Source organism: Myxococcus xanthus, assembly GCF_013116825.1.
Lineage (GTDB): Bacteria > Myxococcota > Myxococcia > Myxococcales > Myxococcaceae > Myxococcus > Myxococcus xanthus_B.
The window spans coordinates 20,024-38,248 of record NZ_JABFNS010000090.1; the positions used below are offsets into that span (position 1 = coordinate 20,024).

Annotated in this window: 16 protein-coding genes; 14 read left to right on the plus strand and 2 right to left on the minus strand. The window is 69.2% G+C overall.

The window, feature by feature from the left end; all coding sequences use genetic code 11:
• The first annotated feature begins 14 nt into the window (after positions 1–14).
• Both HNV26_RS24100 and HNV26_RS24105 read left to right on the plus strand, forming a co-directional pair.
• On the plus strand, positions 15–545 hold the full coding sequence (locus HNV26_RS24100; protein WP_366816936.1) for a hypothetical protein: 531 nt from the start codon (positions 15–17) through the stop codon (positions 543–545).
• Positions 546–607: 62 nt separating this feature from the next.
• Positions 608–1,213 (plus strand): histidine phosphatase family protein, encoded by a 606-nt coding sequence (locus HNV26_RS24105; protein ID WP_171443441.1) that lies wholly within the window; start codon positions 608–610, stop codon positions 1,211–1,213.
• Here the strand turns inward: HNV26_RS24105 and HNV26_RS24110 are convergent, their stop codons facing one another.
• On the minus strand, positions 1,214–1,777 hold the full coding sequence (locus HNV26_RS24110; protein WP_090492153.1) for an anthranilate synthase component II: 564 nt from the start codon (positions 1,775–1,777) through the stop codon (positions 1,214–1,216).
• Positions 1,774–3,267, minus strand: a complete 1,494-nt coding sequence (locus HNV26_RS24115) for an anthranilate synthase component I family protein (protein WP_171443442.1) — start codon at positions 3,265–3,267, stop codon at positions 1,774–1,776. Before HNV26_RS24115 ends, HNV26_RS24110 begins: the two co-directional genes overlap by 4 nt.
• Before the next feature lie 262 nt (positions 3,268–3,529).
• Between HNV26_RS24115 and HNV26_RS24120 the strand changes: the two genes are divergently transcribed.
• The 12 genes from HNV26_RS24120 to HNV26_RS24175 form a co-directional block, all read left to right on the plus strand.
• A complete protein-coding gene (locus HNV26_RS24120; RefSeq protein WP_436410057.1) occupies positions 3,530–4,582 on the plus strand; it encodes a ligase-associated DNA damage response exonuclease in 1,053 nt (350 codons plus the stop codon).
• A 3-nt stretch (positions 4,583–4,585) separates the two neighbouring features.
• Positions 4,586–6,181 carry an ATP-dependent DNA ligase gene (locus HNV26_RS24125; RefSeq protein ID WP_171443444.1) on the plus strand — a complete coding sequence of 532 codons (1,596 nt, stop codon included), beginning with the start codon at positions 4,586–4,588 and terminating at the stop codon, positions 6,179–6,181.
• Complete coding sequence (locus HNV26_RS24130; RefSeq protein ID WP_171443445.1) at positions 6,168–8,750, plus strand: ligase-associated DNA damage response DEXH box helicase; 2,583 nt, start codon at positions 6,168–6,170, stop codon at positions 8,748–8,750. Before HNV26_RS24125 ends, HNV26_RS24130 begins: the two co-directional genes overlap by 14 nt.
• Positions 8,720–9,373, plus strand: coding sequence for a ligase-associated DNA damage response endonuclease PdeM (pdeM, locus tag HNV26_RS24135; protein WP_171443446.1), 654 nt, complete (start codon positions 8,720–8,722; stop codon positions 9,371–9,373). The genes HNV26_RS24130 and pdeM overlap by 31 nt, the downstream gene beginning before the upstream one ends.
• A gap of 1 nt (position 9,374) precedes the next feature.
• The gene (locus HNV26_RS24140) at positions 9,375–9,740 is read left to right on the plus strand and encodes an HNH endonuclease (RefSeq protein ID WP_171443447.1); all 366 of its coding nucleotides are present in this window, start codon (positions 9,375–9,377) and stop codon (positions 9,738–9,740) included.
• A 401-nt stretch (positions 9,741–10,141) separates the two neighbouring features.
• Complete coding sequence (locus HNV26_RS24145) at positions 10,142–10,804, plus strand: cytochrome c3 family protein (RefSeq protein ID WP_140866769.1); 663 nt, start codon at positions 10,142–10,144, stop codon at positions 10,802–10,804.
• Complete coding sequence (locus HNV26_RS24150) at positions 10,801–13,995, plus strand: TAT-variant-translocated molybdopterin oxidoreductase (protein ID WP_171443448.1); 3,195 nt, start codon at positions 10,801–10,803, stop codon at positions 13,993–13,995. Before HNV26_RS24145 ends, HNV26_RS24150 begins: the two co-directional genes overlap by 4 nt.
• Positions 13,996–13,998: 3 nt before the next feature.
• A complete protein-coding gene (gene nrfD, locus HNV26_RS24155; protein WP_011556029.1) occupies positions 13,999–15,438 on the plus strand; it encodes an NrfD/PsrC family molybdoenzyme membrane anchor subunit in 1,440 nt (479 codons plus the stop codon).
• 5 nt (positions 15,439–15,443) lie between these two features.
• The gene (locus HNV26_RS24160) at positions 15,444–15,989 is read left to right on the plus strand and encodes a DUF3341 domain-containing protein (protein WP_011556030.1); all 546 of its coding nucleotides are present in this window, start codon (positions 15,444–15,446) and stop codon (positions 15,987–15,989) included.
• On the plus strand, positions 15,986–16,579 hold the full coding sequence (locus HNV26_RS24165) for a c-type cytochrome (RefSeq protein WP_171443449.1): 594 nt from the start codon (positions 15,986–15,988) through the stop codon (positions 16,577–16,579). The genes HNV26_RS24160 and HNV26_RS24165 overlap by 4 nt, the downstream gene beginning before the upstream one ends.
• A complete protein-coding gene (locus HNV26_RS24170; RefSeq protein WP_171443450.1) occupies positions 16,576–17,820 on the plus strand; it encodes a hypothetical protein in 1,245 nt (414 codons plus the stop codon). Before HNV26_RS24165 ends, HNV26_RS24170 begins: the two co-directional genes overlap by 4 nt.
• The coding region (locus HNV26_RS24175; protein ID WP_171452881.1) for a hypothetical protein at positions 17,817–18,225 on the plus strand (409 nt) is incomplete at its 3' end. The genes HNV26_RS24170 and HNV26_RS24175, both read left to right, overlap by 4 nt.

The window sequence follows — 18,225 nt, forward strand, 5'->3', positions numbered from 1 at the left end:
GAGGGAGCGTGGTCGTGAAGATTCCATCCCAATCCAGGTGGATTCCGGGCCTGCTCGTGGCGCTGGGAACAAGTGCCTGCGATAGCAGTGAAGACGATTTGATGCGGGCGCTGGGAGACCCCGTGCTGGACGCCTTCGAAATCCGCCTTCGAGGCCAGGACGCGGCCCAGTACGAGAAGGTCCTGCTGGGCATGGGACAGGTCGAGGTCACGTCCTTCGGCGAGCCCGTCCGCTTCGAGCCCTCGCCCAACGCACGTGCCATGGACCTGTCGGACACGGACCACGCCCACCTCCTGGGGCGCTTCTTCCTGCCCAGGTACGTGAAGCAGGTGGACATCACCGTGCGCCTGGACGACGTGGGAGCGTTCAAGGAAGACAGCCTGGCGGGCCTCGTCAACGCCCAAGCCGGAACCATCCAGTTCTCAACCACGCGCGGCGCCCTGGAGCAGCGCTCACGCGTCGTCATCCACCTGCACCTGAAGGACAGCCTCTTCGACGGCAGGGGCGGAAAGACGCTCCTGCCAGCGACTTACATCGCCCACTGAATGTCCTGGCACCCCGAGGGCCGTCTGGCTTCCTCCTGCGCGCGAGCCCGCGCCCTGCCAGAATGCGCGCCATGAAGACCCCGGGGAAACAGGTGGTACTCGTCCGGCACGGAGAGACGGAGTGGAGCCGCGCCGGTCGGCACACAGGGCGGACGGACATTCCACTCCTGGGCTCCGGAAGGGAGATGGGCCGCCTGCTCGGCGCGCCGCTGAAGGCCTGGCGCTTCGACGCCGTCTACACCAGCCCACTGAGCCGCGCGGCGGACACCTGCGCCCTGGCCGGCTACGGGGACTATGCCCAGCCGCGCGAGGACCTCATGGAGTGGGACTACGGCGACTACGAGGGGCGCACCGGCGCGGAGATTCGCGCCGAGCGGCCCGACTGGAGCATCTGGACGAACGGCGTCCCCAACGGGGAGACCGTGGCGCAGGTGGCCACTCGCGCGGACAGCGTCATCTCCGACGCACTCCGGACGGACGGGGACGTGCTCATCTTCGCCCATGGGCACCTGCTTCGCGTGCTCGCGGCGCGGTGGCTGGGCCTGCCCCCGTGGGAAGGCCGCCTCTTCCTGCTGAGCACCGCGTCCATCAGCGTGCTCGGCCATGACGGCGACAGGCGCCGCCCGGCCATCGTGTCGTGGAACGACACCACGCACCTGCGCGCGTAGCTACAGCCGTCCCTCCAGGAAGTTGCGCACCAGCGCGGGGCCCTCGGGTGTGAGCACGCTCTCCGGATGGAACTGCACGCCCACCACGGGCCGCTCGCGATGGCGCAGCGCCATGATGAGGCCATCCTGGCTCCACGCGGTGGCCTCCAGTTCGGCGGGCAGTGACGGCGCCTCCACGATGAGCGAGTGGTAGCGCGCCGCCGCGAAGCCCTCGCTAAGCCCGGCGAAGAGCCCCGTGCCGCCATGCCGGATGTGCGCCGCCTTGCCGTGCACCGGCTCTGGCGCGCGCACCACCTTGCCGCCGAAGGCCGCGCCAATGGACTGGTGCCCCAGGCACACGCCCAGCACCGGCACGCGTGACTGGGCAATCGCCGCCACGCTGACGCCCGCCTCGTGCGGAGTGCAGGGCCCCGGCGAAATCACCAGGTGGGACGCGCCCGAGGCCGCCACGCCTTCGGCATCCAGGCCGTCGTTGCGCACCACCTTCACCTCGGCCCCCAGCGTGTACAGGAGCTGCACGAGGTTGAAGGTGAAGGAGTCGTAGTTGTCGATGACCAGAATCACCGGCCACCTCCCTCGCGCGCCAGCCGCAGCGCGGCGGCCATGGCGCCCGCCTTGGCTTCCGTCTCGTCCGCTTCCTTCGACGGCACCGAGTCCGCGACCACTCCCGCGCCCGAGGTCCACATCGTCCGGTCTCCGTCCACGAAGAAGGTGCGCAGCGCGATCGCCACGTCCAGCGTGCCGCAGAAGGACAGGTAGCCCACCGCGCCCGAGTAGGGCCCGCGCCGCTGGACCTCCAACTCGTCGATGATTTGCATCGCGCGAATCTTGGGCGCGCCCGACACCGTGCCCGCGGGGAAGGTGCTGGCCAGCGCGTCCAGCGCGTCGTACTTCGCGTCGAGCTTGCCGCGCACCTGCGACACGATGTGCATCACGTGGCTGTAGCGCTCGATGAGCATCATGTCCTCGACGCGCACCGAGCCAGGCGCCGCCACGCGGCCCACGTCGTTGCGCCCCAGGTCCACCAGCATGATGTGCTCGGCGCGCTCCTTCTCGTCCGCGAGCAGCTCCTTCTCCAAGGCCAGGTCCTCGGCCTCGGACGCACCACGGCGCCGGGTGCCGGCGATGGGCCGCACCACGACGTCCCCGTCGCGCACCTGCACCAGCAACTCCGGCGACGCGCCCACCAGCGCGCGGGCCTCGCCCAGCTCCACGAGGAAGAGGTACGGCGATGGATTCACCCGCCGCAGCGCGCGGTAGAGCGACAGCGGCGGCGGCGCGCCCCGGGATTCGAAGCGGCGCGCGAGCACGACCTGGAAGATGTCTCCGGCGCGGATGTACTCCTGCGCCTGCGCCACCGCCGACTCATACCCCGCGCGGTCCCAACACGCGGTAGGCGCCACGTCCCCACGCATGCGCGGCGTGGGCGCATAGGCCTCCGGAGGCAGCGGCTTCAGCAGCCGGTCCGCCATGGCCTGCGCGCGCGCCTCCGCGTCCTTCAGCGCGGCGGCCACGCTGCCGTGCAGCGACGGCCGGGCAATGGCGGTGGCCTTGAGCGTCCCGGTGCGGGTGTCGTGCGTGACGAAGTCCTCGCACACCAGCCATTCCGAGTCCGGGAAGGAGATGTCGCTGGGGTGCCGGTCCGGCACCGTGGGCTCCAGCCACGAGAAGCAGTTGTAGCCCATGTACCCCACGAGCCCGCCCAGGAAGGGCGCCTCACCGGGAAGCCGGGCCACGGCCAGCTCGCGCCAGAGCTGGCGCAGCACGTCCAGGGGCTTGCCATCCCGGCGCTCCTCGCGTGAGCCGCGCCACAAGGTGGCACCGTTCCGGTCCAACCGCACGCGGCCCGCGGGCTCCGCGCCGATGTGACTGTAGCGGCCGAACTGCTCGCCGCCGTAGCACGACTCGAGGATGAAGCCACGCGAACCACCGCCCAGCTTCAGATAGGCCGACAGCGGCGTATCGAGGTCCGCCGGCAACTCCACCGACACCGGCACCGCCTCACCCTGCTCCGCGCGCTGCCGATAGGCTGACTTCCGCTCCTGTGCATCCATCGTCTTTGACTCACGTCCCACCGCGCATCACGGCAGGGGGAATGGGGTGGCCCGCCTCGACTCCGATGAAGCGCTTCACTGGCGACGTTGTGGATTCGCGGACAGCAGCAGGACGGGCGCCATCCCTGGGTTATCCCCCGTCCGGGGGAGTCCTCCAAGCGGTCCGGCATTCCCCTCCCCCCAGCTCGCAAGCCCCCGGGCCAGCGGGTGCCCGGGGAGCAGCCCGGGGAGCTCCCGCCGGTGAGGCGGCGTCCGCCCCCGGGTGGTCCGGCTCCAACCCCCTGGCTATCTGAATGGGACTTTGAGTGCCGCTCCTTCCGCTCCATTGATGACGGTGACGCCTCAGGGGCTCTACTGCGTTCCCGGCGGCTTCCACGTCGACCCCTGGCGTCCGGTGGACCGGGCGCTCATCACCCACGCGCATGGTGACCACGCACGCAGCGGCAGCCACCGCTACCTGGGCGCCCGGGCGGGCAAGGGACTGCTCCACCGGAGATTGGGCGCGGACGCCACCATCGACACGCTCGACTACGGCGAACGGCTGCGCATCAACGGAGTCACCGTCAGCTTCCATCCCGCGGGCCACGTGCTGGGCAGCGCGCAGCTGCGCGTGGAGCACGGCGGTGAGACCTGGGTCGTGTCCGGTGACTACAAGCGCGCGCCGGACCCCACGTGCGCGCCCTTCGAGGTCATCCCCTGCCACACCTTCATCACCGAGGCGACGTTCGGCTTGCCCATCTTCCGCTGGGAGGCGACGGAGCAGGTGGCCGAGGACATCCTGCGTTGGTGGGATGCCAACCGCGCGCTGGGCCGCGCGGCGGTGCTGTTCTGCTACGCGCTGGGCAAGGCGCAGCGGCTGCTCGCGGAGCTGGCGAAGCTGACCGACCGCACCGTGTTCATCCACGGCGCCTTGCACGCCCTGTTGGACGCATACCGGGACGCGGGCGTCCACATGCTGCCCACGCAGCCGGTGTCCCAGGTGGAGAAGGGCACCTCGTTCGCGGGAGCCCTGGTGCTGGCCCCACCGAGCGCGAGCAGCACCACGTGGATGCGCCGCTTCGGTGAGCACGAAACCGGCTTCGCGTCCGGCTGGATGCGCGTTCGAGGCAACCGCCGCCGCCGGGGCTTCGACCGCGGCTTCGTGCTGTCGGACCACGCGGACTGGCCGGACCTGCTGCGCACGGTGGAGGACACCCGGGCGGAGCGCGTGCTGGTGACGCACGGCTACGCCGAGCCGCTGGCCCACTACCTGCACGAGCAGGGCGTGGACGCCGCGCCCCTGGCCACGCCCTTCGAAGGCGAAGCGGAGGACTGACGCGTGCGGCGACTGGCGGACCTCTACGAAACGCTGGACCAGACCACGTCCACCAACGCCAAGGTGGAAGCGCTCGCGCGCTACTTCAAGGAAGCGCCCCTGGAGGACGCGGCGTGGGCGCTCTACTTCCTCACGGGGCAGAAGCTGAAGCGGCTGATTCCCACGAAGCTGCTGGTGGGGTGGACGCAGGAGCTGACCAGCATCCCCGGCTGGCTCTTCGAGGAGGTCTACGCCTCCGTGGGTGACCTGGCGGAGGTGATTGCCCTGCTGCTGGACGCCCGTGAGCGCCCGGCGCGGACCGAGGAGCTGCCCCTGTCCGTCTGGCTGGAGCAACGCCTGTTGCCGCTGCGTCAGCTGGACGCCGCCGGGCAACGCGAGCAGGTGGTGTCCTGGTGGCACGCCATGCCCCGGCGTGAGTTGTTCCTGCTCAACAAGATGCTCACCGGTGAACTGCGGGTGGGCGTGTCCTCCACGCTGGTGGTCCGCGCGGTGGCGCAGGTGGCGGGACTGCCCGCGCCCAGCGTGGCGCACCGGCTGATGGGGACGTGGACGCCCTCGCCCACCTTCTTCCGGCAGCTCGTGTCCCAGGACGTGTCGGACAGCGACAGCTCCCGGCCCTACCCCTTCTATCTCGCGTCACCGCTGGAGCAGCCACCAGGGGACCTGGGCGACCGGGCGGAATGGCAGGTGGAGTGGAAGTGGGATGGCATCCGGGGCCAGCTCATCCGCCGCAAGGGCAGCGTGCACCTGTGGAGTCGCGGCGAAGAGCTCATCACCGAGCGCTTCCCCGAAATCGCGGATGCCGCCGCCGCGCTCCCCGAGGGCACGGTGCTGGACGGCGAGGTGCTGGCCTACGCGGACTGGAGGCCCCTTCCCTTCGCCCTGCTCCAGCGGCGCATCGGCCGGCAGAAACTGACGCCCAAGGTGCTGGCCGAAGCGCCCGCGGCCTACATCGCCTACGACATGCTGGAGCTGGGAGGCGAGGACCTCCGGAGCCAGCCGCTGCGCGAACGGCGCGCGAAGCTGGAGGCGCTGTTGGAAGACGTGCCTCGGCTTCCCGTCTCCCCCGTCGTGCAAGCGGCGACCTGGGAGGACCTGGCCACCGCGCGGGGCGAAGCGCGAGCGCGCAACGTCGAGGGCTTCATGCTCAAGCGCCTGGAGTCGCCGTACCTCACCGGGCGCAAGCGGGGCGACTGGTGGAAGTGGAAGATTGACCCGTTCACGGTGGACGCGGTGTTGCTGTACGCGCATCCGGGCCACGGCCGGCGCTCGTCGCTGTACACCGACTACACCTTCGCGGTGTGGAACGGCACGGAGCTCCAGCCCGTGACGAAGGCATACTCCGGTCTGACGGACGCGGAGATTGGCCGGCTGGACCGGTGGATTCGCGCGCACACGCGGGAGAAGTACGGCCCCGTGCGCTCGGTGGAGCCTGAACAGGTCTTCGAACTGCACTTCGAGGGCATCCAGTCCTCGCCGCGTCACAAGTCGGGCGTCGCGCTGCGCTTCCCCCGAATCGCCCGCTGGCGGACGGACAAGAAGCCGCAGGACGCGGACACGCTGGACTCACTCAAGGAGCTGCTCCATGCCAGCGGGTAGACCCCGCTCGCTGCGGGCGCAGATTGCCGCCAGCCGCAAGGCCCTGCGCGCCGCCACCGAGCCTCCGGCCGCAGAGGCACCGCGCAAGCCCAGGCGACCTCGCGTCCAGCGCGCATCGACTCGAGCGCAAACGAATGAACCACCCCTGGAGCGGCTGCGCGGCTGGTTCCGCGCGAAGGGGTGGACGCCCTACCCGTTCCAAGAAGAAGCCTGGGCCGCCCATGCGCGCGGCGAAAGCGGGCTCATCCACGTCCCCACCGGCGCGGGGAAGACGTACGCGGCCTACCTGGGTCCGCTCGCGGACGTCGCGGCGCATGGACAGCCAGGGCTTCAACTCCTCTACGTGACGCCGCTGCGCGCGGTGTCCCGGGACGTGGAGAAGGCGTTGAGGGAGCCCCTCACCGTGCTGGACGCGGACCTCGCCGTGGAGAGCCGCACCGGCGACACGTCCTCCTCGGTGCGCCAGCGTCAGCGGGAGCGCCTGCCGCAAGTGCTCATCACCACGCCGGAGTCGCTGTGCGTCCTGCTCACGCATGAGCGGGCCCCGGAGCTGTTCGCGTCACTGCGCTCCGTCATCGTGGATGAATGGCACGAACTTCTCGGCTCCAAGCGGGGTTCGCAGTTGGAGCTGGCGCTGGCCCGCCTGCGCCACTTCGCGCCGGGCCTGCGAACCTGGGCGCTGTCCGCCACGCTGGCCAATCTGGAAGAGGCCGCCCGTCACGCCGTGGGCACCGGCCAGACGCCCACGATTGTGAGCGCGGCGTTGGAGCGGCCCATCGTCGTTGAGACATTGCTGCCCGAGTCCGTGGATGCGTTCCCCTGGGCGGGCCACCTGGGCTTCTCCATGCTGGCCCGCGTGGGCGCGTGGCTGGACGCGGAGCGCTCCACGCTCATCTTCACCAATACGCGCTCCCAGGCCGAGCGCTGGTTCGAAGGCCTGCGCTTCGCCCGTCCGGAGTGGGCGCACCTCATCGCGCTCCACCATGGCTCCATCGAACGCGAGGAGCGCGAGCGCGTGGAGAGCGGCCTCAAGGAAGGCTCGCTGCGCATCGTGGTGTGCACCTCGTCGCTGGACCTGGGCGTGGACTTCGGCCCGGTGGAGCGCGTGGTACAGGTGGGCAGTCCCAAGGGCATTGGCCGCACGATGCAGCGCGCGGGCCGCAGCGCCCACCGCCCGGGCGCCACCTGTCACATCCTCTTCGTCCCCACGCACGCGCTGGAGCTGGTGGAGATGGCCGCCGCCAAGGACGCGCTCCGGCGCCGCGAGGTGGAGGCCCGCACGCCGCCGGGCAAGCCGCTGGACGTCCTGGCGCAGCACCTGGTGACGTGCGCGTTGGGCGGCGGCTTCACGCCCGACGCCCTGCGAGACGAGGTGCGCACCGCGGCGGCCTTCGCCGGCCTCACCGACGAGGAGTTCGCGTGGACTTTGTCCCTGGTCCGCGAAGGCAGCCCGACGCTGCGCGCCTACCCGGAGTTCCGGCGCGTGGTGGAGCACGAGGGCCGCTGCGTCGTCGCGGACGCGCGCGTGGCCCGCATGCACCGCCTCAACATCGGCACCATCACCTCCGACGCGGTGGTGCAACTGCGCTACTGGAGCGGAGGGCGCCTGGGCAGCGTGGAGGAGTCCTACGTCAGCCGCCTCAAGCCGGGCGACACCTTCATCTTCGCGGGGAAGAAGCTGGAGTTCAGCCGCCTCCAGGACATGACCGCCTACGTGCGGCCCGCGAAGACGAAGGTCACCCGGACACCGCGCTGGGGCGGCAGCCGCCTGCCCCTGTCCGGCTCATTGGCCGCCGCCGTTCGGCGCACGCTGGACACCGCGCGCCACGGCGATGTCACGTCGGACGAACTGGCCGCCGCCTGGCCCGTGCTGGACGCGCAGGCCCGCCTGTCCCGCATCCCCGCGGCGGACATCCTGCTTGCGGAGACGTGCCAGACGCGCGACGGGCACCATCTCTTCCTCTATCCCTTCGAAGGACGGTTGGTGCACGAAGGACTGGCGGCGCTGCTGGCGCTGCGGCTGACACGCCTGCGCAAGGCCACCTTCACCCTGTCGGTGAATGACTATGGCCTGGAGCTGCTCACACCCACGCCCTTCCCCTTCGAGGAGGCGCTGCACCCCGCGCTCTTCACCCGCGAGCGCCTGGAGGCGGACGTCCTGGAGAGCGTCAACGTCGGGGAGCTGTCAAAGCGCCAGTTCCGCGACATCGCCCGCATCGCCGGGCTGGTGCTGCCGGGCCTGCCCGGCGCGCGCAAGTCCTCGCGGCAGGTCCAGGCCAGCGCGTCGCTGCTGCACGACGTCTTCATCCAATACGACCCGGACAACCTCCTGCTCGTCCAGGCCCGCCGGGAGGTGCTGGAGCAACAATTCGAGGAGGGGCGCCTGGAGCGGACCCTGGAGCGGCTTCAAGCCGCGCCCCTGGAGCTCATCCATGTCCGCCGGCCCACGCCCCTGGGATTCCCGCTCGTCGTCGAGCGCATCAGCGCGAGCCTGTCGAGCGAGTCCCTGCTGGAGCGGGTGGAGCGATTGAAGGAGCGATGGACTCGCGAAGATGCCAGGTCCGCATAGAGGGCACCCTGCTGGAGCTGCTCCCGGAGCGCGCCCTGTACTGGCCCGACGCTGGCACCCTGGCCGTGGCGGACCTGCACTGGGGCAAGACGGAGAGCTTCCAGCAGCACGGCATCCCCCTTCCCACGGGCGTGCTGGAGGACGACCTGGCCCGCCTGTCCGCGGCGCTCACCACCACCGGCGCCCGCCGCCTGCTCCTGCTGGGTGACCTCATCCACTCACGCCAGGGCCTCACCCCCGCCGTGGTGGAGCGGCTGGCGGAGTGGCGGGAGTCACACGCCTCGGTGGAATGCGTCCTGGTGCGGGGCAATCATGACCGGCACGTGAAGACGCTGCCTGACCGCTGGCGCCTGGACGTCCGCGAGTCCTCCATCGACGAAGGCCCCTTCCACTTCGCCCACCACCCGGAGCCCGTCTCAGGCCGCTATGTATGGGCAGGTCACATCCACCCCATGGTGCGGCTGGGCGGCAGGAGCGACACACTGCGTCTTCCCTGCTTCCAGGTGGGGCGCGGTGTGGGCGTGCTTCCGGCCTTCAGCGCCTTCACGGGCGGAATCAACGTCTCCCGCCGCGCGGGCGATCGCATTTTCGCCGTCGCCGGCCCCGCAGTCGTCGAGGTGTAGAATGAGCGACGCCAAACGCCGTAAAATACTGGGTATCATCGAAACGGATAATACCTTCGAGCGCGCCGACCACCGGGGCCGCGAGGCATGGCTCGGCAAGTGCTTGCACTGCAACGCGCACTTATGGGTCGGCCTGGATGGCGAGCCGATCAGCCGCGCCACCATCGAGCACATCCTCCCGAAGACGGCCGGGGGCTCCGAGGCGCTGAGCAACCTGGGTCTGGCTTGCGCCCGGTGCAACCAGGGCAAGGGCACCCGGCACGACGCCCGTTATCACCGGGACGCGCGCGCCCGGGAGCTGGTGGAGAGGCTTCTGGCCCGGCGCCTCGCGCGCTGGCGGAAGCCGGAGACCAACGAAGCGCCGTGAAACACCCGGAGTGATCCTCCCCGACGGGTGTTTTGCTCAATCGTCCCTACCTCCCTCCAGAAGAGAGATTCATCACCGCGCGACCGCGACTTTCCGCCCTCGCACGGGGAAGTGGTATCCCCGTGCCGCCATATCAGAATGGTTGACACTGCCGTGTCGATGCCCGATGGTCCCGCGCCGCATTAGGGCAGGGAGAGGAGGAGGGCCCCGCCCACGGCATTACTAATAGAGGTTTCGTTGGACGTGTCCGCTTCGCCTTCAGTGCGCCAGGAGCTACCGCCCACCCGCCCCAGTGGGGCCGGGAATGCCCCTCCGCTCCCTGTGCCCGGTAACGCCCACGCCTCGCCTTTCGTTCCCTTCACGAGTGCTGTTGTCGAAGCCCCCTTGCCCATGGTCCAGGTATGAGCGGCCCTCTCTTCCCACGTTGGACGAACACGGTGTCGCGGCTGTCCGCCGCGGCGCTCCTTGCCGTGCCCGCCATCGGTATCGGCGGTCTCATGGCCTACGTGCGCTCGCCGTACGTCACTGGCCAGCAGCGGCCCATTGAACAACCGATCGAGTTCGATCACCGCCACCACGCGGGTGATGAGCAGATTGACTGTCGGTACTGTCACTGGTCGGTCGAGGAGTCGCCCTCCGCGGGCATCCCCTCCACCACGGTGTGCATGTCCTGCCACGCACAGGTCTGGAACAAGAGCCCGTACCTCAACGAGGTCCGCAAGTCGTTCTTCTCCGACCAGCCCATCCCCTGGGTCCGCGTGCACAACCTGCCGGACTTCGTCTACTTCAACCACTCCATCCACGTGGCCAAGGGCGTTGGCTGCGCCACCTGCCACGGCCGCGTCGACCAGATGGCCGCCGTGGAGCAGGCTGCGCCGCTCACCATGGCCTGGTGCCTGGATTGCCACCGCAATCCGGAGCCCCACCTGCGTCCGGCGGAGTTCATCACGTCCATGACGTGGACCCCGCCCGAAGACAAGGCCAAGGCCGCTGAGCTTGGCCGCCAGTTGGCTGAAGCGTACGACGTCCACTCGCGCGAGAGCTGCTCCACATGCCACCGATGAACACGAAGCGCGACGGCGCCCCGTCGCAGGACACCCCCTCCTCCTTCGCGCTCCCGGTCGTCACGGACCGGCCCGCCGCCAGGTCCGACGTTGTCGGCGAGGCGCTCGAGCACGCGGCCGCCAACGCCTCCCCCTCCGAGCCCGGCTATGGCCAGACGTACTGGCGCAGCCTGGAGGAGAAGCTCGGCACGCCCGACTACCTGGAAGAGACGCGGCCGGAGTTCCCCGTCGGCGCGGACCTGGCGCCCACGGGCTTCGCCCGCCGCGAGTTCATGCACCTGCTGGGTGCCTCGCTGGCGCTGGCCGGCGCCACGGCGTGCAGCACTCGTCCGGTGGATGAGCGCATCATGCCGTACACCAAGACGCCCCCCGAGCTCGTCCCGGGCAACCCGCTCCACTACGCGTCCGGCATGACGCTGGCCGGTCACACCTCCGGCCTGCTCATCACCGCCCGCGAGGGTCGCCCCGTGAAGATCGAGGGCAACCCGGACCACCCGGTCAACCAGGGCGCCGCTGGCCCCTGGGAGCAGGCGTTCCTCCTGTCCCTGTACGACCCGAGCCGCGCCCGCGTGCTCCGTCAGGGCAAGAGCCCCCGCGCCCTCCGCGTCCTGCGCGAGGAGCTGGTCAACGCCGCCAACAAGGCCGCCGCCAATGACGGCGGCAGCCGCGTGCGCTTCCTGTCCGAGCCCGGCAACTCGCCGCTGACCGGCGACCTGCGCACCCGCATCCTGAAGAAGCTGCCGAACGCGCGCTTCCACAGCTACACCGCGCAGACGCACGACACGCAGGACGAGGCGACCCGCGCGCTCTTCGGCGGACAGCCCGTTTCGGCCGTCTACGACTTCGCCCAGGCGGACATCGTCCTGTCGCTGGACGCGGACTTCCTGGAGAGCCGCCCGGAGAACCTGGGCTACGCGCGCCAGTTCGCCAACCGCCGCGACCCGAACAACGGTCCGCTCAACCGGCTCTACGTGGCCGAGGCCCGCTTCTCCATCACCGGCGGCATGGCCGACCACCGCCTGCGCGTGAAGTCGCAGGACGTGCTCGCGGTCGCCGCCGCCGTGGCCCAGGCCGTGGGTGGCCCCGCCGCCTCGCTGGCTGGCGCCGCCGCCAACAAGGCGTCGCTGAAGTCGGACCACAACGCCTGGGTGCAGGCGGTCGTCGCGGACCTGCGCGCCGCGCGTCCGGGCCGCACCCTGGTGGTCGCGGGTGAGCGTCAGCCGGCGGCGGTCCACGCGCTGGCACACGCCATCAACGCCGCGCTGGGCAACACCGGCACCACGGTGAAGTACGTGCAGTCGTCCATCGCGGAGCAGGAGGGCCTGAGCCAGGTCCGCGCGCTGGTGGAGGACATCACCGCCGGCCGCGTGGACACGCTGGTCATCACCAGCTGGAACCCGGTGTTCTCGGTTCCGGCGGACACGGGTCTGAAGGAGCTGTTGGACCCGGCGACCAACCCCAACCGCGGCAACCTCACCGTCCTCTACACGGGCCTCTACGAGGACGAGACCAGCCAGTACGCCGACTGGTTCGTCCCCGCGGCGCACCCGCTGGAGACGTGGAGCGACGGCCGTTCGTTCGACGGCACCGTGGCCATTGCCCAGCCGCTCATCCAGCCGCTCTACAACGGCGTGCCGGAGTCCGAGCTGCTGGCGATGTTCCTCGACGAGCCCTACCGCCCCGCGTACCAGATGCTGCGCGACTACTGGCAGGGTCAGTCCGAGGGCCAGGCTGACTTCGAGGCCCTCTGGGAGAGCTGGGTGTCGGACGGTGCCATCCCCGGCACGCAGGCCGCTCCGGCCCAGGGCGCTCCGGACTTCGGCGCCGCCTCCGCGCTGGTGACGGGCTACACGGCCCCCGCCACGGGCGAGCTCGAGATCAACTTCGTCTACGACTACAAGGTCTTCGACGGCCGCTTCGGCAACAACTCCTGGCTGCAGGAGCTCCCGGACCCCATCACCAAGATGACCTGGGACAACGCCGCGCTGCTGAGCCCGGAGACCGCCAAGGGGCTGGGCCTCGAGCCCGGTGACCTGGCGGAGCTGAACTACGGCGGCCGCAAGATGACCGTGCCGGTCTGGATCACCCCCGGCCACGCGGACGACACCGTGACGATGGCGCTGGGCTACGGCCGTGACGGCCTGCACGAGCAGGTGGCCAAGGCGGTGGGCTTCAACGCCAACGCGGTGCGCACCGTGAAGGCCCCCTGGTTCGACGGCGGCGCCACGCTCACCAAGGTGCGCGGCAGCCACAAGTTCAGCCTGACCCAGACGCACTGGCGGATGGAGAACCGCCCGCTGGCGCTGGACATGCCGCTGTCCGAGCTGAAGAACCCGTCCATCGCGACGCAGCACACGCTCCACCGCGTCAAGAGCGAGCTGAAGTTCGGCGTCCAGGACAACCTGCCGGCCTTCGACTACAACAAGGGTCCCAGCAACCCCCAGGGCTACAAGTGGGGCATGGCCATCGACCTGTCCCGCTGCACCGGTTGCAGCGCGTGCGTGATTGCCTGCCAGGCGGAGAACAACATCCCCGTCGTGGGCAAGCAGCAGGTCGCCGTCAGCCGTGAGATGCAGTGGCTGCGCATCGACCGCTACTTCGAGGGCAGCGAGAGCGACCCCCGGATGGTCATGCAGCCGGTGATGTGCGTGCACTGCGAGAAGGCCCCCTGCGAGTACGTCTGCCCGGTGAACGCCACCGTGCACTCGGACGAGGGCCTGAACGACATGGTGTACAACCGCTGCGTCGGCACCCGGTACTGCTCGAACAACTGCCCGTACAAGGTGCGCCGGTTCAACTACCTGCACTACACGGCGGACAAGACGGCCACCGAGAAGATGCTGATGAACCCGGACGTCACCGTCCGCAACCGCGGCGTGATGGAGAAGTGCACGTACTGCGTCCAGCGCATCGAGCGAGTGCGCATCGACGCCCGCGTCGAGAAGCGCGTCATCAATGAGAAGGAGCTGCAGACGGCCTGCCAGCAGACCTGCCCCACGCAGGCCATCACCTTCGGCTCCCTCAACGACCCGCAGCAGCGCGTCACGCAGCTCCACGAGGACGAGCGCGCGTACAAGCTGCTCCACGAGCTGGGCACCCGCCCGCGCACCGCGCACCTCATCCGCGTCCGCAATCCCAACCCCGCCCTCGAGCCCGCCGCGCCCGCCGCTGCGAACCAAGGGAGCCACTAAGCCATGGCTGAAACTGCTTCCACCACGTATCACGACCCGCTCGAGCCACGACCCCTCGTCGCGCCGCACCATGACGACGCGACCCTGAACGAGACGCTGCTGGACCATGTCTGGCGCAAGCCGGGCAAGGGCTGGTTCATGCTCTTCGGCCTGTCGCTCAGCGCGCTGGGCCTGCTCGTCATCGGTGTCACCTACACGCTGGCCCGCGGTATCGGCGTGTGGGGTAACAACCAGCCTGTCGGCTGGGCGTTCGACATCATCAACTTCGTCTGGTGGGTCGGTATCGGCCACGCTGGTACGCTCATCTCCGCCATCCTCCTGCTCTTCCAGCAGAAGTGGCGCACGAGCATCAACCGGTTCGCGGAAGCCATGACGCTGTTCGCCGTCATGTGCGCCGGTCTGTTCCCGCTGCTGCACACCGGCCGTCCCTGGTTCGCCTTCTGGCTGTTCCCCTACCCCAGCACCCTGGGCGCGTGGCCGCAGTTCCGCTCGCCGCTGGTGTGGGACGTGTTCGCCATCTCCACGTACCTCACGGTGTCCGCGCTCTTCTGGTTCGTGGGCCTCATCCCGGACCTGGCGGCGCTGCGTGATTCGTCCAAGACGAAGCTCCAGCGGACCATCTACGGCCTGTTCGCGCTCGGTTGGCGCGGCTCCGGTCGGCACTGGCACAACTACAAGATTGCGTACCTGCTGCTGGCCGGTCTCTCCACGCCGCTCGTGGTGTCCGTGCACACCATCGTTTCGTTCGACTTCGCCGTCTCCCTGCTGCCCGGCTGGCACGCCACCATCTTCCCGCCGTACTTCGTGGCCGGCGCCGTGTTCAGCGGCTTCGCGATGGTGATCACGCTCATCATCCCGGCGCGCAAGTACCTGGGTCTGCGGGACGTCATCACGGACCGCCACCTGGAGAACATGAACAAGGTCATCCTGGCGACGGGCCTGCTCGTCTCCTACGGGTACCTGATGGAGCACTTCGTCGCCTGGTACTCGCAGAACCAGTACGAGCTGTGGACGTTCTACGTGAACCGCGCCACGGGCCCCTACGCCGGCGTGTACTGGCTGATGATCGCCTGCAACGTCATCACCCCGAACATCTTCTGGTTCAAGAAGTGCCGCACCAACATCGCCATCATGTGGGTGGCGTCCATCGCGGTGAACATCGGCATGTGGTGCGAGCGGTTCATCATCATCGTCACCTCGCTGAGCCAGGACTTCCTGCCGTCCTCCTGGGGCATCTACACCCCGACGTGGGTGGACTGGTCCATCTACATCGGCACGCTGGGCCTGTTCGGCACCCTGTTCCTCCTGTTCCTCAAGTTCGTGCCCGCGGTCGCCATCAGCGAGGTGAAGGAGCTCCAGCTCGAGCTCAAGCACGCCGCTCACCAGCACGGCTCTGATGACGCGCTCGCCGGCGCCGGCACCCTCACCCACGGAGCTCACTAAGAGCCATGGAAGCCACCGTTCTCGATTCCTGGGTCCTGGCGGAGTTCTCGACGCCGGACGCCCTCGTGACCGCCACCCGCCAGATGCGGGAGAAGGGCTTCGAGGGAATGGACACCTACTCTCCGTACCCGCTGCACGGCGGGTCGGAGGCCCTGGGCCTGCCGCCCTCGCGCGTGCCCTTCATCGCCCTGTGCGGCGGTCTGACGGGCGTGGCCACGGCGCTGGCCATGCAGACGTGGATGAACACCATCGACTACCCGCTCAACATCGGTGGTCGCCCGCTGCTGTCGCTGCCGGCGTGGGTGCCCATCACGTTCGAACTGGGGGTGCTGTTCGCCGCCTTCGGCATCTTCTTCGGTCTGCTGGGGCTCAGCCGCCTGCCCCAGCCGTACCACCCCGTCTTCGAGTCCGAGGAGTTCCGCACCGCCTCCACGCACGGCTACTGGCTGAGCGTGCCCCAGGCGACGGGCACGGACGCGGCGCCGGTCATGGATCAGCTCAAGGCCCTGGGCGCGACCCAGGTGACCCTCGTCACGGGAGAGAAGGAATGAGGTGGCTCATCCCCGCCGCCGGACTCGCCACGCTCACGGGCTGCAACGTCAGCTCGGAGTTCCTCCAGCGCATGGAGCACCAGGCGAAGTACGAGTACTACGAGGCGTCCGACTTCTGGGCGGACGGTCGCGCCATGCGCACGCCTCCCGTGGGCACGGTGCCGCGTGAGCGCTTCGAGAAGCTCCCCGAGCTCAAGGACCCGACCCAGCGCCAGGTGGCCCTCACCGGCCGCAGCGCCGGCCAGCCGGTGGCCCACGTGCCCATCACGGTGGACCAGAACCTGCTGACCCTGGGTCAGAAGAAGTACAACATCGTCTGCTCGCAGTGTCACGGCGTGCTCGGCGATGGAAACAGCATCGTCGCGGAGAACATGGCCCTGCGCCTGCCTCCCTCGCTGCTGGACCTGGAGAGCAAGTCGGACGGCCACTTCTACGTGGCCATCAACGAGGGCTACGGCGTGATGCCGTCCTTCTCCGGTGAGCTCGACCTGCGCGAGCGCTGGGCCGTGGTCGCCTACGTCCGCGCACTCCAGACGGCCCGAAATACCCGCACGGACGGCCAGCAGCCCGTTCCGCAGGAGAACCGATGAGTCCCCCCGTCACCAACTCGCACACCAGCTTCGGGCCGTACACCGGCACGCCGAAGCTCATGGTGCCCGCGTTCGCCGTGGGCATTCTCTGCCTCCTGGCCACGCTGGGTGGCTTCTTCGCCACCGACGCCAAGGGTGAGACGGCGCACGCCTATCTGATTGGCTTCACCTACTGGGTGGGCATCAGCGTCGCCTTCCTCATCATGCAGGCCATCTTCCACACGGCGAAGGCCAAGTGGCTCATCGTGCTGCGCCGGACGATGGAGACGGCCTCCGCGGTGATTCCGGTGTTCTTCGTGCTGGCCCTGCCGCTGCTGGCCATGGCCGCCTACCTCTACCCCTGGTGGGAAGGCTCCGAGCTGACCAAGGGCTACTCCAGCCTGGAGCTGGAGCACCTGAGCCACAAGCAGCACGGGTACCTGAACAACCACCTCTCGTTCCCCCCTGGCGTGGGCGTTCGCCACATCATCTACTTCGGCGTGTGGACGTTCGCGGCCTGGCGGCTGCGCTCGTGGAGCCTGAAGCAGGACACCGAGGGTGGACTCGACTTCACGGTGAAGCAGCGCAAGTTCTCTCCGGGTGTGCTGCCGTTCCTTGCGCTCACCATCACGTTCGCTTCTTTCGACTGGCTGATGAGCCTCACGCCGCTCTGGCAGTCGACCATCTTCGGCGTCTATTACTTCGCCGGAAGCTTCCTGGCGGCCTTCTGCATCCTGACCATCGTCACGGTGAACGCCCAGGGCAAGGACCTCTACGGCAGCGTCGTGAAGCTGGACCACTTCCACAACCTCGGCAAGCTGATGCTCGCCTTCACCGCGTTCTGGGCCTACATCGCCTTCTCCCAGTTCATGCTGGTGTGGATCGCGAACATCCCGGAAGAGGCGCCCTGGTACGGCCTGCGCATGTTCGGCCCGTGGCGGTCGATGTCCATCGCCCTGTTCTTCCTCCACTTCCTGCTGCCCTTCGGCATCCTGCTGTCGCGCAAGCTGAAGCTGCAGCCCCGGAAGCTGGCCGTGGTGGCCGTGTACCTGCTCATCATCCACGCGGTGGACCTGTACTGGCTGGTGTGGCCGGCGCTGACCGGTGACGCGGGCCCGACGTTCCACTGGTCGCTGCTCACGGCCTTCTTCGGAGTGGGCGGTATCGCGGTGGGCTTCGCCCTCTTCCTGGCGCGTGGCCACTACACGCTCACGGTGAAGGACCCCTACATCGCCGAGTCCTTGAGGTACGTGCAGCCATGAAGAAGACCCAGGTTGAGCTCGAGTCGCGCGTCATCGTCGGCGCGCACGGCGTGGCGGCGGAAGAAGACCACCTGGTCATGGGCAAGGTGGTGGGCGTCGGCGTGGGTGCGCTCGCCATCTTCGCGGTGGGCATCGTCTGGGCCTACACCATCCAGGTCCGGACCATGGCCGACATCCAGCCGGACGGGCCGCCGCCGCGTCCCGCGGCGATGGGCCAGTACGAGGTGGGCATCGTCAACCAGCGCCAGTTCGAGCAGGACTGGCACGCCGTGGACAAGATCAGCGGCCAGGACCAGGCGCTGCGCGCCGGCTGGGGTGACCAGCCCGGCGTGAAGCAGCACCCCGGCATCGACGCCGCGATGAAGACGGTCATCGAGCAGAAGCGCAACCCGCCCCCTGCCCCGC